The organism is Rhodanobacter sp. FW106-PBR-R2A-2-24 (assembly GCF_058789615.1).
The window spans coordinates 3,188,615-3,212,142 of the sequence record NZ_JBYTBV010000002.1 but is presented as its reverse complement, the minus strand read 5'-3'; the positions used below and the strand labels follow the sequence as shown (position 1 = coordinate 3,212,142).

The window sequence follows — 23,528 nt, the reverse complement described above, 5'->3', positions numbered from 1 at the left end:
GATGAATTCGATCAAAGACCTGCTCGCCAACAACCGGCGCTGGGCCGCCGAAACCACGGCCAGGGAGCCGGATTTCTTCGAGAAGCTGGCGCAGCAGCAGGCACCCAAATACCTGTGGATCGGTTGTTCCGACTCCCGCGTGCCGGCCACGCAGATCGTGGATCTCCCACCCGGCGAGATCTTCGTCCACCGCAACGTGGCCAACGTGGTGGTGCACACCGATCTCAACGCGCTCAGCACCATCCAGTTCGCGGTGGACGTGCTCAAGGTGAAGCATGTCCTGGTGGTGGGCCACTACGGCTGCGGCGGCGTGGGCGCGGTGCTCAAGGAATCGCGCCTGGGCCTGATCGACAACTGGCTGCGCCATATCGGCGATGTGGCGATGAAGCACCCCGACAAGCTGGGCAGCGTCACCGATTTCGCCGTGCGCCACGCGCGCCTGTGCGAGCTGAACGCCATCGAGCAGGCGGTGAACGTTTGCCACAGCACCATCGTGCGCGAGGCCTGGGATCGCGGCCAGCCGTTGGCCGTGCATGCGTGGATCTACGGCCTGGACAACGGCCACATCACCGACCTCGGCCTGGATGTGCGCGGCATCGAACAGCTGCCCGCCGCCTACGAAGGCGTGCTGGCCAGCCTCGCCCAGCGCTGGGCCGCGCAGTGAGCGACGTCGTACGCACGGATACCGCGCCGGCTCCGGTCGGCGCCTACCCGCACGCACGGCGCGTCGGCAACCTGCTGTTCCTCTCCGGCGTGGGCCCGCGCCAGCCGGGCACCAACGCGATCCCCGGCAACGTGTCCGATGCTGACGGCAAGCTGGTCGCCTACGACATTGCCGCGCAGTGCCGGCAAGTGTTCGCCAATGTGCGCGCCGTGCTGGAAGCCGCCGGCGCGCGCTGGGGGGATCTGGTGGACGTCACCGTGTTCCTCACCGACATGGCGCGTGATTTTCCCACCTACAACGCGCTGTACGCCGAGTATTTCGCCGGCGTGGACGCCTGCCGCACCACGGTCGGCATCACCGCCCTGCCCACGCCCATCGCCATCGAGCTGAAATGCGTGGCGGCGCTCAGTCCAGCTTCGGATAACCCGTGATGCGCTGGATTTCGGCGTAGAGCGGCGCGAGGCGCGCGTACATGCGCCGGTACACCCGCGTGTACAGCGCCTCGTACAACAGCACGTTGGCGCGCTCGGGCTCGAAGACGCGCGCCACGCGCGTCATGTCCGCCACCGCCGCAGGAAAATCGCGGTGCAGGCCCAGGCCCACGGCGGCGTCGATGGCCGCGCCCAGGCCCGAAGTTTCGTAGACGTGCGGCCGTGACGTCGGCAGGTTGAAGATATCGGCGGTGAGCTGCACCGCCGCGTCGGACTGCGAGCCGCCGCCGGAAACGCGCAGCTCGCGCATGGCCACGCCGCCACGCCGCTCGATCCGCTCGCGGCCATCGCGCAGCGCATAGGCCAGGCCTTCGAGAATGGCGCGATACAAATGCGCGCGCGTGTGCACATCGCCAAAGCCGATCACCGCGCCCTTGGCATCGGGGCCGGGATGGCGGATGCCCGGCGTCCAGAACGGTTGCAGCATCAGCCCCAGCGAGCCGGGCGGCACGGCGGCCACCAGTTCGTCGAACAAGGCTTCGGCAGACACGCCGGTCTGCGCGGCGGCGAATTGTTCGGCCTGGCCGAACTGCTCCTTGAACCAGCGCACCATCCAGTAGCCACGAAAAATCTGCACCTCGCTGCTGTAGTGGCCGGGCAACGCGGCCGGATACGGCGGCACCCAGGGCAGCGCTTCCACATAGCGCCGCGTGGTCACGTTCACCGTCGCCGTGGTGCCGTAGGAAAGCGCGCCAATCGTGGGTTCCAGCGCACCGGCGCCGAGAATTTCGCAGGCCTTGTCGGCCGCCGCCGCGATCACCGGCAAGCCAGCCGGAATGCCGGTGGCAGCAGCAGCCGCCGACGTCACCTGCCCCAGCGTGGCACCCACCGGCAGCAGTTCGGGCAACTGCTCCGGCGTGATCGCCAGCGCCTGCCATTTCCAATCGACACGGCTCGCCCAGCGCTGCTGCTTGAAGTCGAATGGCAGATAGCCCACCTGCGCGCCAATGGAATCGACGTAGCGCCCGGTGAGTTGAAAGTTGAGCCAGCCCGACAGCAGCAGGAACTTGTGCGTGCGCTGCCACAACGCCGGCGCGTGTTCGGCCAGCCAGTTGGCCTCCGCTTCGCGTTGGAAATAGCCAATGGTGCCGGCTACGCCGGCCAGCTTGAACGCCGCGCGCCACCACGGCGCGATGGTCGGCACGCGCGTGGCCTTGCGCTGATCCAGCCAGGTGATCGCCGCATGCAGCGGCTGCCCGGCGGCGTCGACCGGCAACACGGTGCCGCGCTGGGTGGTCACCGCCACGCCGCGCACTGCACTCTTGAGCGCGCCATGGTTGGCCCACAAGGCCTGGCAGGCCTGCGCGGCGCCCCGCCAGAAGCCTTCGGCACTGTGCTCGTGCCAGCCCGGTTCGCGCACTGCGTAGTCATCGAAATGCACCTGCGCCTTGCCGACCAGTGCGCCGTGCAGATCGAACAGCAGCGCGCGCACGCTTTGCGTGCCGCAGTCGATGGCCAGTAGCAGCTCGGTACGGGTCGAAGTATTCACGCGGGACTCAACGATCAGGCGAAGGCACACTGTAGCTGCGCCGGATGATGGCGCGATAACGGCGCACTTCCGCGCGCCAGCGCCGCTCATCCCAGCCCAGCTCCTGCCGCGCGATCTCGCCCACGCGCGGCAGGATGGCGGCGCCGCCCTCGCGCAGCAGCAGGCCCAGCCGGGTACGCCGCAGCAGCAGGTCGTCGAGATGGCGCACCTGTTCGTGGCGCGCGGCGTGGCGCAGCTCGGCCCACGGCGTTGCCGTGCCGGGCACGGCGTCCAGCTCACCCGCCTGCGCCACCGCCAGCACGTTCGCCGCCGCCACGCCGTAGCGCGCCAGCAGGCGTGCGCGCGACGCGCCATCCGGTGCCGCCAGCGCCGGCACCGGCGCGACGTGGGCGAACAGCGGGCCAGCTACCGATCGGCCTGCGGCGGGCAGGCGCGTGACCAGCCGTGCCAGCGCATCCAGCGCTTCGGCGCGGAAGGTGGTGAGCTTGCCGCCGGTCACGGTGAGCAGGCCGTCTTCGTCGATCACCAGCTCATCGCGTTTTTCGCGCGAGGGTTCGGCCTGCCCGCTGGACACCACCGGGCGCACGCCGGCGAAGGTCGACAACAGATCGCCCTCGCCCAAGCTCAGCTCGGGAAATTGCCACGCCAGCGCCTCGAACAGGTAATCCAGCTCGTGCCGCGTGATGCCGGGCTCGCGCCACAAATCGCCGGATTGATCCTCGTCGGTGGTGCCCACCAGCGCCGCGCCTTCCCACGGGTAGGCGAACACCGGCCGGCCATCGCGCGGGTGGCGAAAGGCAATCGCCTGTCCCAGCGGCAGGCGCCACAGCGGAAACAAAAGGTGACTGCCGCGCAAGGGGCGCAGCTTCGGCGCGCCGCCGATGTCGGCGCGCAAACCATCGGCCCACGCGCCGGCGGCATGCACCACGACGCGCGCACGCACATCGCGCCGTTCGCCAGTTGGATCACGCATCCGCACGCCGACGACGCGGCCATCCTCGCGCAGCAGCGATTCGACGCGGTGATAGTTCAGCGTGCGTGCGCCCAGCGCGCGTGCCTCCTGCAACACGCGCAGCACCAGACGTGCGTCGTCGGTGGTGGCGTCGAGATAGGTGGTGGCGCCCAGCAACCCTTCGCGGCGCAGGTGCGGCGCCAGCCACAAGGCCTCTTCGCGGTCGTGGTAGCGCCGCGAGCGCTGGCCGGCAAAGGCGTCATACAACCACAGCCCCGCGCCCAGCAGATGGCGCCCCGGCGCACGATGCGCGTAATGCGCCATCAGGAAGGATTGCGGCGCCACCAGCCCCGGCGCCTCGCGCAGCAAGCGGCTACGCTCATGCACCGACACGCGGGTCAGCCCGGGCTGGCCCTGCAGCAGGTAGCGCAAGCCGCCGTGCACCAGCTTCGACGAGCGCGAGGAGCTGCCCCAGGCGAAATCGCGCGCCTCGACGAGGGTGACGTCGATGCCGCGTCGCGCTGCTTCCAGCGCGATGCCGGCGCCGGCGATGCCGCCGCCGATCACCACGAGCTCCACTTCCCGCATCGCGCTCATGCGTCACCGAACAGGTTGCCGGGCGCCATCACGCCGGCGGGATCGAACTGGCGGCGCGCGGCGGCCAGGGCGGCCATCCCCGCCGCGCCCTTCTCGGCGGGCAGCCACGGCGCATGATCCTTGCCCACGCCGTGCTGGTGGCTGATCGTGCCGCCATGGGCCGCGATGGCCGCCGACACCGCCTGCTTGAGTGCCTGCCAGCGCGCATGGCTCGCCGCGAAATCCGCCCCGGCCCGGAACACGAAAGTGCTGTAGATGCTGGAACCCTGCGGGTAGACGTGCGAGAGGTGGCTATAGCCGTGCACGCGCTCGCCGAAGGCGGCCAGCGCGTCGCGCCCCGCCGCCTCCATCGCCGCCATCAGCGGCGCCACGCGCGGCCAGTCGCAGGCGGTTTCCATGGTGTCCACCGCGTAGCCCGCCGCCCACAGGCTGTTGCGCAGGTACACGCCGCGAAAGCGGTTGGCGCGCCACTTGTCGCCCAACAGCGTGCCGGTGGCGACACCGCCATACGCGCGCACGATCGCCGCGGCCTGCCGGCGCATCGCGCGCACCTGCGCCGCCGTGCCGGTGAAGCCGGCCAGCAGCAGGCACTTGTCCGCGCGTGCGCCGCGCAGGGCGAGGTAACGCTCCAGGTAGCCGATGGCGCGCGCATGGCCGGCAAGCTGCAAGGTCGTGCGCGTTTCCAGCGGGTTGGCCAGGCGCAGCATGGACAGCCCCAGCCGCGCCTGCGCCAGCGCCTGCACCGCCGCCTGCGCCCGCGTCCAGTCCGGCAGGAACACGCCGACGAAGCGCTCCACCTCCGGCAGGCGGCGCACCCGCACCGTCGCCTCGGTCAGCACGCCGAAGCGGCCTTCCGAACCCAGCACCCATTCGCGCAGATCCGGCCCGGCGGCCGAGGCCGGGCAGGTCGGCAGCTCCAGCGCGCCCTGCGGCGTTTCCAGGTGGCCGCCGGCGAACAACTGCTCGATGCGCCCATAGCGCGCGGATTGCTGGCCGGAGGAGCGCGTGACGATCCAGCCGCCCAGGGTCGAATACTCGAAACTCTGCGGAAAGTGGCCCAGCGTGTAGCCGTGGGCGCGCAGTTGCGCCTCCAGATCCGGCCCGCTCACGCCGGCTTCGAAACGCGCCAGCTGCGCTTGCGGATCCAGCGTGAGGAGCCGCGTCAGGTGCGCCATCGACAGCGCCACCACCGGCTTGTCGCCCACCGGCGTGAGGTGCCCCACCACCGAGGTCGCGCCGCCGCAGGGCAGCACCGCGACGCCTTGCGCCGCCGCCCAATCCAGCAGCGTGCGCACTTCTTCGCGCGAGGCCGGCGTAGCCACCCCGTCCACCACGCGCCCCGGCACGCCGAAACGCAGCCGCAGCCAGTCTGCACACGATTGGCCGAAGCTCGCCGCCAGCCGCGCCGCCGGTGAGACATCCAGCAGCGGGTGCGGCGGCAGCCGACTGGGCTGCGCCGCGATGGCGGCGAGCACCGTCGCCAGCTCCGCATCGCGGGGCGGCTTCCCCGGCCCGATCGCCTCGCCAAGAAAGACCAGCGCCTCCGCCTGCAGCGGCAGCTCGACCGTCGTATCACCCCAGCCGTTCCAGCGTCGCATCCTCATCCCCCGCCAGCACACCGGCAAGCATTGTCCGCCAACGGGGTGTGCGCGACTTGTCGATGGCCGCCAGGGCGCTTGTGCGAACATGCCAGGCATGCCGTCTGCCGCCGCCTCGATCCCGCCCCTGCCCCTTGCACGCGTCGCCGGGCCGTATGCGCAAACCGCCGTCGACACCGCCGCCGCGCAAGGCCTGCCACCCACGCGACTGGCGGCAGCGCTGGGCCTGCCTGCCGATGCGCTGCCGCCGGTGGGCGACTCCCTCGCCGTGGCGACCTATCTGAAGCTGCTCGATGCCGCCGCCGAACTCTGCGGCGACCCCTTGTTCGGCCTGCACGTGGGTGAACGCGCGCGGCTGTCGACCTTCGCCAGCTACGGGCTGGTGCTGTGCGCCTGCGACAGCTTTCGCGCCGCCGCCCGGCAGACCATGCGCTTCGAAGGGCTGGCCCACGACCTCGGCCGCTCGCACATCGAGGAGCACGGCACCATCGCGCACTACCGCTGGTCGTCGCCCTGGCTGACGCCATCGTCCAGCCGACACCTGGCCGAAAGCGTGATGGCCGGCATCCTCGGCTTCGCCAACTGGCTGGCCCACGCCCACCTGCCGGTGATCGACGTGGCCTTCGCCCACGCCGCGCCGGACGCCACTCTGATGCCGGCCTACGAGCGCCTCTTCGGCGCCCCGGTGCATTTCGACGCGCCGTATACCGGCGCGCGTTTTCCGGCCAGCGTGCTCGATCGCCCCGTTCCCAACGCCGATCCCAGCCTGTTCGGCGTGCTGGCCAGCCACGCCGAACGCCTGCTGGCCGCACGTGCGCAGCCGACGACGCGCGGCATCGCCGACGCCGTGCGCGCGCAGATCGCGGGAAACCTGGCGCAGGACCGCGCCCGACTCGCCGACGTGGCTGCCGCGCTGGGCTGCACGCCGCGCACGCTGCAACGCCGGCTCGCCGAAGCCGGCACCAGCTACCAGCACGAACTCGACGCCATCCGCCGCCAATTGGTCGAGCCCTATCTGCGCGACCCCGCCATCACCCTGACCGAGGTCGCCTTCCTGCTCGGCTATCGCGAGCAAAGCTCGTTCAACCACGCCTTCCGTGACTGGCATGGCACCACCCCGGCCGCCTGGCGACAGCACCAGATGTCACGTTAGGCCGGGGCCGGCGACCTCGCCGATTTCCTTGTGCGTCTTCTGCAGCCCGCGCGGGCCTTCGAGGAAGTGTGCGCCCTTCTTCGGCCACGTCTGGCGTCACGCCGGGCCGACGGAACGCCGTGGCGGCATCTGGACGCGAGCCGCAGCCGCTCCGCTCAGCGCGCGCCGCGCAAGGGCAAGATGGCCCAGGCGCTCAGGGCACCGAAAGCGGCAGCCACCACGAACAATGCCGCGTAGCTGCCGCCGCTCGTTGCCAGGATGGCTGGGGCCAGCGCCGGCATCAACGATTGCGGCAACACGCTGGCGATGTTGAAAATGCCCAGGTTTCGTGCAGCGTGCGTTTCGCGCTGCGGCAGTACGTCAGTGACCAACGCGAGATCAGCCGCCAGATACACGCCCTGCGCGACGCCAGCCAAAGCCATCGCCGCGAGAAACCGGGGATACGAGGCAGCGCCAGCAATCGCGAGCAGTGCCAATGCGTAAACCAGCGCAGCGCCTGACACGAAGACCTTGCGCAGCCCGAGCACATCGGACAATCCACCCCCCAGGACACCAAAGACCGCCACTGCGCATGACTGCACCAAGGTGGCCAGGAAGATCCGGTGCGGTACCTCGGCAATCGCGCAGCCAAGCTGCCGAACCAGGTAAAACTCCTGATAGGTCATCAGCAGCGCGACGCCAGCGTAAAGCAGGAACCGGCTGCTCCAGACCCAGGCGAAATCGGGGAAACGCAGCGGGTTCACCCAGAAGCTGCCGAGAAATTCGCGCCATCCGTAGCGCGGGCGCTGCGCCACGGTCAGCCGGTGGTCGGGCAGAACCCACGCCAGGGCCAGCGCGCCGGCCATGGCCATCCCGGCCGGCACCAGGAACATCGCGGGCGTGGACTTCGCGAGAGCCTCGACCAGGAAGGTTCCGCAGGTCATGCCCAAGGGCAGGCTGGTATTCACGACGCCAGACACCATGCCGCGCTGCGATGCCGGGATCTGATCGGCAAGAATCGCCGCCAGCGCAGCCAGTTGCGCGTTGTAGGCAAGTTGGGTGAAGCACCAACCCAGCAATAGCTGCGGAACCGATGCAGCCATCGCTGTCATCGCCAGCCCCACCGCCCCGCCCAGCGCACCGGCAACCAGCCAGGGCCGGCGCATGCCGAGGCGTGAAGTCGTGCGATCGGAGAGGTGACCGAAGAACGGGTTGCCGAACAGCGCCACCAATGCGCCCACGCCCACCACCAGCGACAGGCTGCCAGTCGCATGCTCCGGTGCCAGCTCGCTCACCCGCATCGCCAGGCCCAACAGGATGGGAGGCAGCAAAGCCATCCACAGGCCGGTATAGGCCAGGCCGTAGACAACAATGAACGGCCAGCCAATGCGACGCAGGCGCGGAACCGCATCCAGCGGCGTACCGGTCTGCGCAGGCAGGCAGCGCGTTGCCGCTTCAACCTTCTCGTCGATCACCGTCGCTATCCCCTGTGGTCGGACTCGGGTTCGCCAGAACCAGGAGTCGGCACAGGGCAAATATTATGGTTTCCCGGGGGCGGCGGTCGATGCGCGCAGATGCACCTGATAGGGCACGCGCGCCTGCTGGCGCGTGGCGGGGTCACGAATCGACTGCAACAGGCCCTCGACCGCCAACCGACCCAACTCGCGGCACGGCTGGCGCACCGTCGTCAATCCAGGCGAAATCAGCCCCGATACCGGCGTATCGTCGAACCCGCATACCGACAGGTCGCCGGGAATGGCCAGCCCTCGCTCGTAGGCCACTCGCATCACACCGCACGCCATGTCGTCGTTCGCCGCGAAGATCGCCGTTGGCGGGCGCCGCCGGTCGAGCAACACCCGGGCACCGGCCACGCCGGAGGCAAACGCAAAATCCCCATCCACCACCAGCGATTCGTCATAAACGATGCCGGCCTTGCGCAGTGCATCGCGATAGCCGCTGAGCCGCCAGGTGTGTGCACCGTGCCCTTTCAGCCCGGCGATGTGGCCGATCCGCCGATGCCCGAGCGAAATGAGGTGTTCGACGATCTCGGCTGCCGCCCGGCGCTCGTCGAAACCGACATCGATGCGCGACTGACGCAGCTTGGAGGATATCGTCGCATACGGCAGGTTCAGCTCGTCGAGGCGCTGCAGCAACTTGGCATTGTTGGCGTGCGGGGGAACCAGCACCAGCGCGTCCGGCCGGTGTGTCGCCACGAAGCCGTCAATGCGCGCAGCCAGGTCGTCCGCCGCGTCGAACGGGTGCAGCACCGCGTTGTACTGCGTTCCATTGCAGGCCTGCAGCACGCCCACGATCAGTTCCATGGTGTAGCTGGAACCGGCCATCGGATTGTCGTACAGGAGCGCGATCAGGTACGAGCGCTTCCCCGCCAGGCCGCGCGCCGACGCATTGGGCACGTAGTCGAGCGCACGGATGGATGCCTCGATCCGTGCACGCAACGTAGCGCGCACGCTTAGCTGGCCATTGATGACGCGGGATACCGTCTTGGTGGATACGCCGGCATGCGCAGCGACGTCTTCGATTCTCACAGGCATGGCTGCCCTCGTGTGGCTTGCGGCAGCCATGCTACCTCAGGCGCAGGCCCTGCAGGAACCCGGATTTCGTCCATTTCGCCAACAAAATACCAGCGCTGGTATTTTCTGTTGACAGCGCTTGTACATTTGATTAGCTTGCAACACGCGTCGGTGCGCCGAGTCGCGGATCGCGGCGCAAGGTAGCGTCAGGGGAGGTAATGGTGATTGCACCGGGCAACCGTTCGCGGTGTGGCTTGCGGCGGCTTTGTCGTCACCTTCCAGCGCGGGCGCAATCACCTTCCGGCAAATCGAAGTAGCCACCATGGCATGCAAACCTCCCGCCCGGGTCGACGACCAGCCGCGGCAGGCGAATGGCCTGGCATCCAGGCAGCAGGCGGAAAAGTCGGCAGCGAGAGACGGCACAAATCAGCCGGGCGTTCACTGAACATTGGGGAGAACCGAAGTGAAGAAGCAGACCATGAATCCGCAGGCAGGCAAGGCGCAGCAACCGCGCCTGCTGTCCTTGGCGATCGCGATGACCTTGCTGGCGGCAGCGCCCCTGCACGCGCAGTCCGCAACGCCGGACGCCGACCAGACCACGCAAGCCGCACCCGCCACGAAGAAAGCAGCGAAGGCGGAGACCAGGAACAATGCCGCCGCCACAGCGGACGAGAAGAACGCGAAGCAGCTCACCGGCCTGACCGTCAACGGCTACTCGTCGAGCCTCAATCGTGCGCAGAACATCAAGCGCTACGCCGACACCGTGGTCGACGCGATCTCGGCGCAGGACGCCGGCTCGCTGCCCGACCTGTCGGTGACCGAGGCCCTGCAACGCGTGCCAGGCGTGGCTGTCAGCGCCTTCGGCGTCGCCGCCGACCCGGACCATTTCTCGATCCAGGGTTCGGACATCAGCCTGCAGGGCCTGCCCTACACCAGCACGCTGTTCAACGGCCGCGAGGTGTTCTCCGCCGGCGGCGGCCAGGGACTCAACTTCTCGACGGTGTCGCCCGAGCTGATCGGCTCGGTGGTGGTGAGTAAGAACCAGACGGCGGACATGATCGAAGGCGGCATCGCCGGCTCGATCAACCTGAACACGCGCATGCCCTTCGACAGCAACAAGGATACCCAGGCCTCGGTCACCCTCGGCGACTACTGGGGTGACCTGGCCAAGAAGGGCACGCCGCAGATCGCCGGCCTGTTCAGCCAGAACTGGAAGACCGGGATCGGCCGCTTCGGTTTCCTCGCCAACGTGGCCTACGACCGCATCGACCAGACCGACAATGCGATCTCCGTGGTCGATTACCAGCGGCGCTGCAATGGCTGCGACCTGCCGGGTGGCAGGACCGACGCCTTCCCCGGCCTTGCGCCCGGCGAATACCGCTACGTGCCGGTCGGGGGCGACCTTCGTCACCAGGACGAAACCAGCACGCGCTTCGGCCATGCGCTGGCCCTGCAGTGGGAAAGCCCGGACAAGACCTGGCAGGCCGCGCTGACGTGGAATCGGGCATCGGACTCCGAAACCACCTTCGAGCACACCCTCCAGGCATCGACGGATGGTTGCAACGGCCAGACGCTGGCCGGTTGTGCCGTGCCGCTGGCGGGCACCACGCCGGTGTACGACTCCATCGGCGTATTCCAGTCCGGCACCATCTCGGGCGACCCGGCCGCATCGACCTTCCTGCCGTTCACCTATGGCGGCGTGCCGACGCAGCTCGATACCGCCGGTTTCAAGCGGCGTTATGTGACCAACGACTACGCCTTCAACCTGAAGTGGAACGTCAATGATCGGCTGCACCTCAGCCTGGACGCGCAGGACACCCATTCCGATTACTCGGATTCCTACTACTACATCCGCCAGATGACCCAGGCGAACTGGTACGTCGCCACGCACGGCGACAACGTGCCCACGATCAACCTGTTGTCGCCCAATCCCAACGAAACGACGGCCCAGTATTTCGCCAACCCCAACAATACCTATTGGTCAGCAGCACAGGATCACCAGGAGAAATCCTGGGGCAACCAGCGCGCCTTCCGCCTGGACGGCAGCTTCGACGTGGACAAGGGTCCGCTGGACAACATCCAGTTCGGCTTCCGGCACAGCGATCAGGAAGAAACGCTGTATTCCTCGCCGTACAGCTACTTCTGGGACATCAGCACGCCCTACGCTGGCGGGAATGGTCTGGCGGTCACGGCCGCAAACACACCCGCCTACGTTTCCCCGTACCACGTCAACCTGCCGGCCTTCGGCGACGGCGATTTCGGCGTGGTCGCGCCCTTCTTCAACCTGAACCCGCAGTCGCAATTCTGGCAATCCGTCGCCGCGATGAAGCAGATCAACCAGCAGTCGCTGGCCATCAACCCGGGCTGGAGCTGGTGGAGCCCCTACTACACCAACTACGAACGCGACCAGTACGGCTATACCTTCGTGCCGGGCACGCATTACCTGCCGCAGGAAATCTCCTCCAACGGGGAGAAGACCAACGCCACCTATCTCCGCCTGAACTTCAGCAACGGCAACCTGGATTTCCTGAGCGGCCTGCAAATCAGCGGCAACATCGGCGTGCGCTACGTGCATACCCAGGACGATGCCGCGGGCTACATGCTGCTGCCGGACATGAAGCAGGCTCTCGGCAACGCCACCGTCGCGCAGTATTGCCAGGGCGTAACGAAGAACGGCACCCAACCAGCCTCGCCAGGCACATTCTGCGCGCTCACCTCGGCGCAGCAGCAGCAATACGTGACCTTTGCCAATGGCGGGTATAGCCCGATAAAGGCCAGCAACGGCTACGGCAACTGGCTGCCCAGCTTCAATCTGTCGATCGGCTGGACGGACGACCTCATCACCCGTTTCGCATTCTCCGAGTCGATCTTCCGACCGGCGCTCAACCAGCTGGAAGCGGGCCAGTCGATCAGCGGACTGCTGCCTTACGGCACCAATGGCAGTACCGAACCGACGGTGGGCAACGGCTACAACGGCACGAACCCGTACCTCAAGCCCATCACGGCGCACAATTTCGACCTGAGCCAGGAATGGTATTTCGGCAACGCCGGTTCGCTGACCGGCATGCTGTTCTGGAAGCAGTTGAACCACACCATCCAGTACATCACCAACGTGGTGGACACCTCGGTGACGAACAACGGCGTGACCTATCCGGAGCAGTACACGGCGGGCCTGGCCAACCTCGACCAGAAAGGCAGCGTGGGCGGGGCGGAACTGGCCTACCAGCAGAAATTCGATTTCCTGCCTGGCTGGCTGTCCGGCTTCGGCGTGCAGACCAACTACACCTACATCAAGCCGCATGGATTGGCCTTCGGTGTGGTCAACTACTGCCCCGCCACGTATCTGCCGGCCACGCAGTGCGTCAACCAGCGCAAGCTGCCGCCCGGCGAATTGTCCCGCGATACCTTCAACTTCACCGCGTATTACGAAAAAGGCCCGCTGTCGGCACGACTGGCGTGGAACTGGCGCTCGCAGTTCCTGATCACGGGCCAGGAGGCGGATTATCCGTTCCTGCCGGTCATGGCCGCCTCGCAGGGCCGGCTGGACGGCTCGGTGATCTACGCACTGACCCCGCACGTCAAGGTGGCACTGCAGGTGGCCAACCTGTTGAACTCGACGTTCAAGAGCCGCGAGATCATCGACACCAACGGCACCACCGTGCCCAAGGGCTTCTTCCGCGACGACACCCGCTACAACCTCAGCCTGCGCGCGGACTTCTGACCAGTCCGGTGCAACAGGCTCCCGCCATGGCGCAGGCCGGACCACGTGCCATGGCGGGACGGCGACACAACATGGCGAGTTCCCCGGTTGCCGCCATTCCCGCGAAAGCGGGAGTGGCGGCCTTGTTCGCTTGCCTGCTGCTCACCGCGTCCACGGCAACGCCGCGAACGGTCACTTCTGGACAGGCACTGAGGGCGACGGCATGACGCCACTGCACTCGCCATCCACCCTTGACGTGCAGCTCTGGGCGCAGCTCCTGCCGGGTGCGCCGAAGGTCTGGCGGCACGCACTGTCGCACGCATGCGCGTGCTCAAGAGCGGCCACGCCTTCACCGACATCGAACCGCAATCCGTACCTGCCGAAACCATGAGTTTGCCGTCCCCCACCCGCGATGAGCATGCTTCCAGTCTGTTCCGCAAAAACGAAGGAAATGTCATGGCACCTCACAAGACCCGCATAGTTTCCTTCATCGGCATGGCGTTGCTGGCCTTGGGCGGAACGTGCACCGCGGCGACCACTGGCAACGACGCGCACCCCTGGATGAATCCCGCACTCACGCCCGACCAGCGCGCCGATCTCGCGCTGAAGGCGATGACGCAGGACGAGAAGTTCCGCCTGCTCCGCGTCGATTTCGGTGATACCGAGAACGGCCACGTGATGGCGCTCGGCGCACTGGGTTCGGCCGGCTACGGCCCGGCGATCGCGCGGCTCGGCCTGCCCGCCATCCAGGAAAGCGATGCCGGCCTCGGCGTGGCCAAGCCGCACCAGCTCGGCGCCACCGCCCTGCCCTCGGGCCTGGCCACCGCGGCCAGTTTCGACCCGGCGATCGCCTATGCCGGCGGCGCGATGATCGGCGACGAGGCGCACCGCCGCGGCTTCAACGTGATGCTGGCTGGCGGGGTGGACCTGGTGCGCGATCCGCGCAACGGCCGCAACTTCGAATACGCGGGCGAGGACCCGCTGCTGGCCGGGGTGATCGTCGGCCATGCGATCGCCGGCATCCAGAGCCAGCATCTCGTCTCCACCATCAAGCACTACGCGCTCAACGACCTGGAAACCGACCGCACCACGCTGAACGCGAACATCGACCGCGCCGCGGCGCGCGAGTCGGACCTGCTCGCCTTCGAGATCGCCATCGCGATCGGCCACCCGGGTTCGGTGATGTGCTCGTACAACCGCATCAACAGCGTCTACGCGTGTGAGAACGACTGGCTGCTCAACCAGGTGCTGAAGCACGACTGGCACTACCCCGGCTTCGTGATGTCGGACTGGGGCGCGGTGCACAGCGCCGCGAAAGCCGCGCTGGCCGGGCTGGATCAGGAATCGGCCGGCGAGACCTTCGACAAGGAGGTGTACTTCGACCAGCCACTGGGCGCCGCGGTCGCGTCCGGCGAAGTGCCACAGTCGCGCATCGACGACATGGCGCGGCGCATCCTGCGCAGCCTGTTCGCCGCTGGCGTGATCGACCATCCCGCCACGCAGGCGCCGATCGACTTCGCCGCCGACCGCAAGGTGGCGCAGCGCGCCGAGGAAGCGGGCGCGGTGCTGCTGCGCAACCAGGACGCGCTGCTGCCGCTGTCCGCCGCGCAGTCCGTGGCGGTGATCGGCGGCCACGCCGACAAGGGCGTGCTGACCGGCGGCGGGTCCTCGGCGGTGCAGTCGCCGCAGGGCAACGCGGTGCCCGGCCTGCCACCCTTGGCATGGCCGGGGCCGCGCATCTACCAGCCGTCCGCGCCGCTGGTCGCCATCAAGCAACGTGCACATGGCACGGTGAGCTATGCCAGCGGAGAAGACATCGCCGCCGCCGCGAAGCTCGCGGCGCAGTCGAGGGTCGCGGTGGTGTTCGTCGAGCAGTGGGCGGCGGAAAGCTTCGACACGCCACACCTCGCGCTGCCGGGCAACCAGGACGCGCTGGTGGAAGCCGTGGCCAAGGCCAACCCGCACACCATCGTGGTGCTGGAGAACAATGGCCCAATCGCCATGCCGTGGCTCGACCACGTCGGTGCGGTGCTGGAGGCGTGGTACCCCGGCGCCGCCGGCGGCGAGGCCATTGCGCGGCTGCTGTACGGCGAGGTCGATCCATCCGGCCGCCTGCCGCTGACCTGGCCACGCGACGAATCGCAACTGCCACGCCCGACCATCCCCGGTGCCGGCCTGACGTCCATCGGCCTGCCGCCGCAGGGCCAGCCGGCGCAGGACGTGGACTACAACATCGAAGGCGCCGACGTGGGTTACCGCTGGTATCAGCGCAAGCAGCTCACACCGCTGTTCCCGTTCGGCTACGGCCTGAGCTACACGCACTTCGACTACAGCGGCTTCGCGCCGCACGTGGCCAACGGCAGGATCACCGCCTCGTTCACCGTGACCAACCGCGGCTCACGCACAGGCGTGGACGTGCCGCAGCTGTACGTGACCCTGCCCGGCTCGGGCGAAGTGCGGCGACTGGCCGGCTGGTGCCGCATCAGCCTGAAGCCCGGCCAGTCCGCGCAACTCACGATCACCGCCGACCCACGCCTGCTGGCGAAGTTCGACGGCAGGAGCCAGCACTGGCAGCAGCCCGCCGGCGACTACCAGCTGCAACTGGGTCATTCGGCAACGTCCTTCCAGGGCAGCGGTCATATCGCCCTGACGGCGGCCGTGTGGCCGGTGGATGCGCATCCAGTCGCTACCCCGTCGCTGTGTACCGGGGACAAGCGCGTCGACAACGAGCACGGAGGAAAGGTGAAACGCTGAATGGCAGTAGGCCCGCCGCAGAATCGTGCGGACGGTTTTCGCGTCGATGGCTTGCGAAATTTCCAGCCAGTAAGCCTTTTTGCCACAGGGACGGCCAAGCGGATCCTTGCCCGCTCTGCAAAGCCGGGCCATCCACGCCCCTTCCCCGCCTGTCAACAGGAAGATGGCGAAAAGCACAAGGCCCGGCGGTCGCCCGCCGGGCCTTGTGCTTGTACCGGGCAACCGGGGATCAGCCCTTCTTGGCCTTGGTCAGCAACTGATCCAGCAGGCTCATCGCCAGGTCAATCTCTTCGTGCGTGATGTCCAGCGAGGGCGCGAAGGTGATCACGTTCTTGTACCAGCCGCCCACGTCGAGCACGAGGCCGATCTTCTTGCCGTTGTGTTCGAGGTCGCCCGCCAGGCCGATGTCGACCATCTTGTCGAGCAGTGCCTTGTTCGGGGTGAAGCCGTCCTCGGTGCAGATCTCAGCGCGCAGCGCAAGGCCGAGGCCGTCGACGTCGCCGATTTCCTTGTGCTTCTTCTGCAGCCCGCGCAGGCCTTCGAGGAAGTGCGCACCCTTCTTTGGCACGGTGGTCTCGTAGTCCAGCTCGTAGCCCATCTTGATGACTTCGAGGCCGAGCGAGGTGCCCAGCGGGTTGGAGTTGAACGTGCTGTGGGTGGAGCCAGGCGGGAAGATCGTCGGGTTGATGAGTTCCTCGCGCGCCCACAGGCCGGAGAGCGGGTTCAAGCCGTTGGTGAGCGCCTTGCCGAACACGATCACGTCCGGCGTCACGCCGAAGTTCTCGATCGACCACAGCTTGCCGGTGCGCCAGAAGCCCATCTGGATTTCGTCGGACACCATCAGGATGCCGTACTGGTCGAGCACCTTCTTCAGTCCCTTGAAGAAGCCCGGCGGCGGGATCACGTAGCCGCCGGTGCCCTGGATCGGCTCGACGTAGAACGCGGCGTACTCGCACTGGTTGGTTTTCGGATCCCACACACCGTTGTATTCGGTTTCGAACAGGCGCGCGAACTGGTGCACGCAGCTGTCGGAATACTCTTCCGGCGTCATGCCCTTGGGGCGGCGGAACGGGTACGGGAACGGCAGGAACATCGCTCGCTCGCCGAAGTGGCCGAAGCGGCGGCGGTAGCGGTAGCTGGAGGTGATCGACGAGGCGCCCAGCGTGCGGCCGTGGTAGCCGCCCTCGAAGGCGAACATCAGGCTCTTGCCGTTCTTGTAGTTGCGCACCAGCTTCAGCGAATCCTCGATCGCCTGCGCACCGCCCACGTTGAAGTGCACGCGGCCGTCCAGGCCGAACTTCTTCTTCGCATCCAGCGCCACCGTCTTGGCCAGCTCGATGCGGGTCTGGTGCAGGTACTGGCTGGCCACCTGCGGCAACACGTCGATCTGCTTCTTCAGCGCATCGTTCAGGCGCTTGTTGCCGTAGCCGAAGTTGACCGCCGAGTACCACATCTGCAGGTCGAGGAACGGCGTGCCGGCGGTGTCGAACATGTAGCTGCCTTCACCGTGGCGGAAGATCTTCGGCGGGTCCACGTAGTGCACGGTGTCGCCGAAGGAGCTGTATTTGGCCTCGTCGGCGAGCAGCTGCGCGTCGTCGATGAAACCGACGGCGTTCTTGTCGATATTCATGGGTTCGATCCGGGGAACGGTTGCGGGAAGAGGACGGCGAAACCGCGGCAGCCGCTCAGGCCGCGGCGGCTTCGCGTTGGTGCAGATGCGGCACGAGGCTGCCGTCGAGCAGGCGCGGCAGGTAATCCACCGCGTCGTCGAAGCCGGTGATCGGCATGTAGGGAATGCCGGCGGTGCGGCAGTGTTCGATCAGGCGGTGCTTGGCGAACACGAAGTCCACGCGGTCGGCGGCACAGAAGTCGGAGGCGCCGTCGCCGATCAGCAGGGTCTTGCTGCCGGTCTTGCGCGCATCCGCCACGCAGGCGCATTTGCAGGTGCCGCTGCGGCAACCCTCGGCCTTGAACGGCGAGGTGAGCCGCCACTGCCCAGGCTGCATGGCCGGCGCGAGATGGTTGGCGGCCAGCGGCAGGTCGGCCAGGCCGTAGCGACCGAGGATCTGCTCGATGGCGTAGTCGAGGCCGTCGCTGACGATACGGATGGGCACATGGAGCTCGCGCGCCTTGGCCACGAAACCGGGGAAGGCGTGGTCGATCCACAGCTCGCGCAGGTGCTCGTCCAGCTCGGTGCGGGTCATCTCCAGCAGGCCCACCTGGCCGGCCATGCACTCGCGCGAGCCGATGCGGCCGGCGCGCCAATCCTGCTCCAGCGCCTCCCAGCCCGGCCTGCCATAACGGTCAAGCAGCGAATCGATCACATCCTCGACGGAAATGGTGCCGTCGAAGTCGCACAGGATGGCCCACGCGGAAACAGGCACGACGGCGCACTCTCGATCAACGATGCCCGGCACGGTAGGCTGGCTGTCTTTCGGCGCCCTTTCCCTGCCCCCGGTAAGCCGGACGTCGAGTCAGCCGTTAACCTGTGCGTCCCCATCCACAAACTCGCCGATGCGCTTCGCCCACCACCTGCTGCCGATCCTGCTTTGTCTATTACCGCTGCAGGTGATGGCCGCCGATGGCGCGCCCACGTGGTCCATCGGCGCCAGCATGCAGCGCATGCCGAGCTGGGCCGGCGCGCGCACGCAGCGCAACGACCCGATTCCGTTCGTGGACATCGAACTGCCGCAGTACGGCTTCCAGCTCTCCAGCGAAACGGGCCTGCAGTGGGATTGGCTGCGCGGCGCGCACCTGCATGGCGGCCTCTACGGCAACTTCCAGTGGGGCCGCGACCACGACGATCTTGGCGCGCTGGCCGGCAAACTGCCCACGCTGGCGCCACGCCCCACCGCCGGCGGCTACCTGGAGTGGGACTTCACCCCGCAACTGGATGCCGGCGCGCACCTCAGCCACGATCTCACGGGGCGCGGCGGCTACCTCGAGCTCTATGCGGAATGGGATCCACCACGGCTTGGCCTGCTGGAGCAGTCGCTCACCCTGCGCTGGCAAGCGATGAACGGCGCCGCGATGCGGCGTTTCTTCGGCATTGCGTCCGGCTCGGCATCGGCGCTGGGCGTGGCGGTCTGGCAGCCAGGTGCAGGCCAGCAGCTCGCCGCCCTGGAATACGCGCTGTTCCTGCCCATCGGCAAGCACACCGGCATCGCCACCTCGCTGGAGTTCGGCCGCCTGCTCGGCAACGCCGCCGCCAGCCCGCTGGTGCGCCGGTACGGCTCGCGCAACCAGTCCAGCGAGACACTGGCCTTCGTCTACCACCTTTGAAAAGGTGGCCATGGATGCCGTGTTTGATTCCAGCGGGCGGGGAAGACCGCTCATACTCACCCGCCTCGCGTCATCGATCGTCGCGTGTCCAGATCGCGCCGTCTTCCTCGCGCAACGGGAAGCTCGCGATGGGTTCCACCGCCGGCGGACGCGTCACCGCGCCGCTGCGCAGGTCGAAGCGCGCGCCGTGGCGCGGGCACTCCACCTCGAAGCCGAACACCTCGCCACCGGCGAGGTCGCCACCGTCGTGGGTACAGGTGTCTTCGATGGCATAGAGCGCGCCGTCGATGTTGTACACCGCAATCGGCGTGTCGCCATCGAACACCAGCTTGTATTCGCCAGGCAGGAATTCACTGCGCGTACCCACCCGCACCCAGCCTTCGCTTTCCAGGCTCATGCCGCCACCCCGTCGAGCGCTTTGCGCAGCACCTCGAAGCGCAGGTCGTCGCGACGCGGAACGCCGAAACGCGCGTCGCCATAGGGGAACGGCTGGTATTCGCCCGTGCGCCGATAGCCGCGCCGTTCGTAGAAGGCGATCAGTTCCGTGCGCTGCACGATCACCGTCATGTGCATCGTGCGGCAATGCCAGTCCACGCGCGCGATGCGTTCGGCCTCGGCCAGGACCGCCTTGCCCAAACCGCCGCCCTGCTGCGCCGGGGCGACCGCGAACATGCCGAAGTAACCCTCCCCATCGTGTCGCGCGATATGGCAGCTGGCGAGCAGGCAATCCTCGCGCTCGGCCAGCAACACCTGGCTATCCGGCGAGTGGAGCAGGGCCGCCACCCCGGCGGCGTCAGTACGCTGGCCATCCAGCAGATCGGACTCGGTGGTCCAGCCACGACGGCCGGAGTCGCCGCGATAGGCGGACTCGACCAGGGCGACGATGGCAGGGATGTCGGCAGCAACGGCCGAGCGGAAACGGAGAGCGACGGATTCGGTCATGTGTGGATGGTAAGGCGAGCCGTGAATGATGGCGACCCTGTGCAGTCTCTCCGCCAGATACGCAAAACGCCCCACGAGGGGGCGTTTTGCGTATCTGGCGGAGAGAGAGGGATTCGAACCCTCGATAAGGCTTTTGACCCTATACTCCCTTAGCAGGGGAGCCCCTTCGGCCACTCGGGCATCTCTCCGGGTTTGGTGTCGCTGCGAAGCCGACAAGGATAACCAACTGCCCGCTCCGCGTAAAGCCCAAGGGCAACGATCAGTGTTGCTCGTCGTCGCCGTGGCTGGCACCGGACTCGTGTTCGCCCTTGATGCGCTGGTAGATCTCTTCGCGGTGAACGGCAACGTTCTTGGGCGCATTGATGCCGATACGCACCTGATTACCCTTTACGCCCAATACGGTGACGGTCACCTCGTCGCCGATCATCAGGGTCTCACCAACCCTGCGGGTCAGAATCAACATGGTCACTGCTCCATCAATTCCTGGTTCCAGACCCGCGATGGTGACGCCTCACCCCTGAACCACCACCACCGCAGCTCGACTTTGACCCGCCGAAGGCCATCTTGCCTTCCCGGTTCTCCTGCAAACACCTGTCGCGTCGATCATGTTGTCGGACACGAACCGTGCTTGCAGGCATTCGAAGGATACTACCCAGCATCCTTCGCTCGCACAAGCTCGCGAACCCGCTTACACCCGGCAGCAGGCGTGTTCAGCCTGACAACTGCGCGCCAACCCACATCGGCAGACCGGCCAGCACGGCCGGCAGTGCGGGGGCATCGTCGCCGCCACCCTGGGCCATGTCCGGGCGGCCGCCCCCCTTGCCGCCGATCAGCTTCGCCACGTGAGACACCACATCGCCGGCCTTGACCTTGCCCAGCGCGGCGCCATGCACGCCGGCCACCAGGGATACCTTGCCGTCGGTGGCGCCAGCCAACAGCACCACGCAATCGCCAAGCTGCTGCTTGAGCTGATCCACGCTGTCGCGCAGCGATTTGGCATCGAGGCCTTCCAGTCGCGCGGCTACCAGCTTGATGCCGGCCACCTCCTGCGCGGCGGCGGCGAGATCGGCGGTGGCGTTGCCGGCGGCCTTGGCGCGCAGGGATTCCAGCTCGCGCTCCAGCTTCTTCTGCTTGTCGATGAGCTGGTGCAGCTTGTCCACCACCTCATGCCCGTTGCCGGACAGCAGTTGCGCAACGTCGTTCAGGCGGCGCTCCTCGTCGGCCACGTGCGCCAGCGCGCCGGCGCCGGTGACGGCTTCGATGCGGCGCACGCCGGAGGCCACGCCGGACTCGCCCACGATCTTGAACAGGCCGATGTCGCCGGTGCGGCCCACATGGGTGCCGCCACACAACTCGGTGGAGAACTCGCCCATCTTCAGCACGCGCACTTCGCTGCCGTATTTCTCGCCGAACAGCGCCATCGCGCCGAAGGCGATGGCGTCGTCATAGGCCATCTGGCGCACCTGAGCCTGCGCGTTGCCGCGCACCTCGGCGTTGACCAGCGCCTCGGCCGCAGCCAGTTCCTCGCGGCTCACCGGTTTGTGGTGGGCGAAGTCGAAGCGCAGGCGCTCGGGCGCCACCAGCGAGCCCTTCTGGGTGACGTGGGTGCCCAGCACCTTGCGCAGCGCGGCGTGCAGCAGGTGGGTGGCGGAGTGGTTCAACACGATGGCCTGGCGGCGCGCGGCGTCGACCTGCGCGTCCAGCACGTCGCCGGCCTTGAGCGGCTGCGCGCCCTGCCAGCTGCCGACGTGGCCGAAGAACACCCCGCCCATCTTCAGCGTGTCGGCCACGGCGAAGCGACCCGCGCCGTTCGACAGCGCGCCGGTGTCGCCCACCTGGCCACCGGATTCGGCGTAGAACGGCGTGCGGTCGAGGATCACGTAACCCTGCTCGCCCTCGACAAGCTGCTTCACCTCGCGGCCGTCACGCACGATGCCCAACACCTTGCAGCCAGTCGCCGCCAGCGTCTCGTAGCCGAGGAAGGCGGTGGGCGCGAGCTGGCTGGCGAGTTCCGCCGGCATCTGCCCCTTGGCCTCGAACTTGCCTGCGGCGCGGGCGCGCTCGCGCTGTTCGTTCATGGCCTGCTCGAAGCCGGCCATGTCTACCGCGAGGCCGCGCTCGCGCGCGATGTCGGCGGTGAGGTCGACCGGGAAGCCGTAGGTGTCGTAGAGGCGGAAGGCGTCGTCGCCGGGGATGGTCTTGCCCTGGAGCTTGCCGGCGACCTCATCGAACAGGCGCATGCCGTGCTCCAGCGTCTCGCCGAAACGCACTTCCTCGGTGCGCAGCGCGTCCTCCACAAAGGCCCGCTTGGCCGCCAGCTCGGGATAGGCCACGCCCATCTCCTCGACCAGCGGCTGCACCATCTTCCAGAAGAAGTCGCCGCGCACGCCGAGCATCCAGCCGTGGCGCAGGGCGCGGCGGATGATACGGCGCAGCACGTAGCCGCGGCCTTCGTTGGAGGGCAGTACACCATCGACGATCAGGAAAGAGCACGCGCGAATATGGTCGGCGATCACGCGCAGCGACTGGTTGGCGAGGTTTTTCTCGCCGGTGAGTTCGGCGGCCACCTTGATGAGGTGCTGGAACAGGTCGATCTCGTAGTTGGAGTGCACGTGCTGCAGCACGGCGGCGAGGCGTTCCAGGCCCATGCCGGTATCCACGCAGGGCGCTGGCAGCGGCGCGAGCGTGCCGTCGGGCGCGCGGTCGAACTGCATGAACACCAGGTTCCAGATCTCGATGTAGCGGTCGCCGTCCTCGTCGGGCGAGCCGGGCGGGCCGCCCGCCACGCCGGGGCCGTGGTCGTAGAAGATCTCGGTGCACGGGCCGCAGGGGCCGGTGTCGGCCATCTGCCAAAAGTTGTCCGAAGCGTAGGGCGCGCCCTTGTTGTCGCCGATGCGCACGATGCGCTCCGCCGGCACGCCGACTTGCTTGTGCCAGATGTCGTAGGCCTCGTCGTCGGTGTGGTAGACGGTGACCCAGAGCTTGTCGGCGGGCAGCTTGAACACGCCGGTGAGCAGCTCCCACGCCCAGGCGATGGCCTCGCGCTTGAAGTAGTCGCCGAAGGACCAGTTGCCCAGCATCTCGAAGAAGGTGTGGTGGCGCGCGGTGTAGCCCACGGCGTCCAGGTCGTTGTGCTTGCCGCCAGCGCGCAGGCAGCGCTGCACATCGGCCGCGCGCACGTAGGGCAATTTCTCGCTGCCCAGGAACACGTTCTTGAACGGCACCATGCCCGAGTTGGTGAACAGCAGCGTGGGGTCGCTGGATGGCACCAGCGAGGCCGAGGGCACGACGGTGTGTTCCTTGGAACGGAAGAAGTCGAGGAAGGTCGAGCGGATGTCGGCCGTTTTCATGGGTGTCTGGGTCATGGGCGTCGCGTGTTGGACAGGTGACACGCCA

The 23,528-nt window shown here is 67.5% G+C and carries 17 protein-coding genes and 1 tRNA gene; 6 read left to right on the top strand and 12 right to left on the bottom strand.

What is annotated here, in order from left to right; translation table 11 throughout:
* Position 1 precedes the first annotated feature (1 nt).
* Complete coding sequence (gene can, locus AC3WQA_RS15750; protein ID WP_492675976.1) at positions 2-664, top strand: carbonate dehydratase; 663 nt, start codon at positions 2-4, stop codon at positions 662-664.
* Complete coding sequence (locus AC3WQA_RS15745; RefSeq protein WP_492675975.1) at positions 661-1,095, top strand: RidA family protein; 435 nt, start codon at positions 661-663, stop codon at positions 1,093-1,095. Before can ends, AC3WQA_RS15745 begins: the two co-directional genes overlap by 4 nt.
* On the opposite strand, the gene AC3WQA_RS15740 is transcribed toward AC3WQA_RS15745, so the two are convergent.
* From AC3WQA_RS15740 to AC3WQA_RS15730, 3 genes are read right to left on the bottom strand one after another with little or no spacing between them, the layout of a single operon-like run.
* The gene (locus AC3WQA_RS15740; RefSeq protein ID WP_492675974.1) at positions 1,070-2,644 is read right to left on the bottom strand and encodes an FGGY-family carbohydrate kinase; all 1,575 of its coding nucleotides are present in this window, start codon (positions 2,642-2,644) and stop codon (positions 1,070-1,072) included. The genes AC3WQA_RS15745 and AC3WQA_RS15740 overlap by 26 nt on opposite strands.
* A gap of 7 nt (positions 2,645-2,651) precedes the next feature.
* Positions 2,652-4,193, bottom strand: a complete 1,542-nt coding sequence (locus tag AC3WQA_RS15735) for a glycerol-3-phosphate dehydrogenase/oxidase (RefSeq protein ID WP_492675973.1) — start codon at positions 4,191-4,193, stop codon at positions 2,652-2,654.
* Positions 4,190-5,791 (bottom strand): FAD-binding oxidoreductase, encoded by a 1,602-nt coding sequence (locus AC3WQA_RS15730; protein WP_492675972.1) that lies wholly within the window; start codon positions 5,789-5,791, stop codon positions 4,190-4,192. Before AC3WQA_RS15730 ends, AC3WQA_RS15735 begins: the two co-directional genes overlap by 4 nt.
* A 97-nt stretch (positions 5,792-5,888) precedes the next feature.
* Here AC3WQA_RS15730 and AC3WQA_RS15725 point away from each other — a divergent pair, with 97 nt between their 5' ends.
* Positions 5,889-6,944 carry an AraC family transcriptional regulator gene (locus AC3WQA_RS15725; RefSeq protein ID WP_492675971.1) on the top strand — a complete coding sequence of 352 codons (1,056 nt, stop codon included), beginning with the start codon at positions 5,889-5,891 and terminating at the stop codon, positions 6,942-6,944.
* A gap of 155 nt (positions 6,945-7,099) precedes the next feature.
* Here AC3WQA_RS15725 and AC3WQA_RS15720 read toward each other — a convergent pair whose 3' ends face one another.
* Together AC3WQA_RS15720 and AC3WQA_RS15715 are read right to left on the bottom strand one after the other, a co-directional pair.
* Positions 7,100-8,398: an MFS transporter gene (locus AC3WQA_RS15720; RefSeq protein ID WP_492675970.1), complete on the bottom strand. Its 1,299-nt coding sequence runs from the start codon at positions 8,396-8,398 to the stop codon at positions 7,100-7,102.
* 63 nt (positions 8,399-8,461) lie between these two features.
* Positions 8,462-9,475, bottom strand: coding sequence for a LacI family DNA-binding transcriptional regulator (locus AC3WQA_RS15715; RefSeq protein WP_492676377.1), 1,014 nt, complete (start codon positions 9,473-9,475; stop codon positions 8,462-8,464).
* A 457-nt stretch (positions 9,476-9,932) separates the two neighbouring features.
* On the opposite strand from AC3WQA_RS15715, the gene AC3WQA_RS15710 reads away from it, so the two are divergent.
* Positions 9,933-13,175 (top strand): TonB-dependent receptor, encoded by a 3,243-nt coding sequence (locus AC3WQA_RS15710; protein ID WP_492675969.1) that lies wholly within the window; start codon positions 9,933-9,935, stop codon positions 13,173-13,175.
* Positions 13,176-13,610: 435 nt separating this feature from the next.
* Positions 13,611-15,908 (top strand): beta-glucosidase, encoded by a 2,298-nt coding sequence (locus AC3WQA_RS15705; protein WP_492675968.1) that lies wholly within the window; start codon positions 13,611-13,613, stop codon positions 15,906-15,908.
* 229 nt (positions 15,909-16,137) lie between these two features.
* Here the strand turns inward: AC3WQA_RS15705 and AC3WQA_RS15700 are convergent, their stop codons facing one another.
* Positions 16,138-17,538, bottom strand: a complete 1,401-nt coding sequence (locus AC3WQA_RS15700; RefSeq protein WP_492675967.1) for an aspartate aminotransferase family protein — start codon at positions 17,536-17,538, stop codon at positions 16,138-16,140.
* A gap of 55 nt (positions 17,539-17,593) precedes the next feature.
* Positions 17,594-18,292, bottom strand: a complete 699-nt coding sequence (locus AC3WQA_RS15695; RefSeq protein WP_492675966.1) for an MtnX-like HAD-IB family phosphatase — start codon at positions 18,290-18,292, stop codon at positions 17,594-17,596.
* Positions 18,293-18,422: 130 nt separating this feature from the next.
* On the opposite strand from AC3WQA_RS15695, the gene AC3WQA_RS15690 reads away from it, so the two are divergent.
* Positions 18,423-19,190: a MipA/OmpV family protein gene (locus AC3WQA_RS15690; RefSeq protein WP_492675965.1), complete on the top strand. Its 768-nt coding sequence runs from the start codon at positions 18,423-18,425 to the stop codon at positions 19,188-19,190.
* 70 nt (positions 19,191-19,260) lie between these two features.
* Here AC3WQA_RS15690 and AC3WQA_RS15685 read toward each other — a convergent pair whose 3' ends face one another.
* From AC3WQA_RS15685 to alaS, 5 genes are all read right to left on the bottom strand, one after another.
* On the bottom strand, positions 19,261-19,587 hold the full coding sequence (locus AC3WQA_RS15685; protein WP_492675964.1) for a non-heme iron oxygenase ferredoxin subunit: 327 nt from the start codon (positions 19,585-19,587) through the stop codon (positions 19,261-19,263).
* Complete coding sequence (locus tag AC3WQA_RS15680) at positions 19,584-20,132, bottom strand: GNAT family N-acetyltransferase (RefSeq protein ID WP_492675963.1); 549 nt, start codon at positions 20,130-20,132, stop codon at positions 19,584-19,586. The genes AC3WQA_RS15685 and AC3WQA_RS15680 overlap by 4 nt, the downstream gene beginning before the upstream one ends.
* A gap of 95 nt (positions 20,133-20,227) precedes the next feature.
* Positions 20,228-20,320: transfer RNA gene (locus AC3WQA_RS15675), tRNA-Ser, on the bottom strand.
* Between the two features lie 71 nt (positions 20,321-20,391).
* Complete coding sequence (gene csrA / locus AC3WQA_RS15670; RefSeq protein WP_492675962.1) at positions 20,392-20,595, bottom strand: carbon storage regulator CsrA; 204 nt, start codon at positions 20,593-20,595, stop codon at positions 20,392-20,394.
* A 247-nt stretch (positions 20,596-20,842) separates the two neighbouring features.
* Positions 20,843-23,482, bottom strand: coding sequence for an alanine--tRNA ligase (alaS, locus tag AC3WQA_RS15665; protein WP_492676376.1), 2,640 nt, complete (start codon positions 23,480-23,482; stop codon positions 20,843-20,845).
* Between the last annotated feature and the right edge of the window lie 46 nt (positions 23,483-23,528).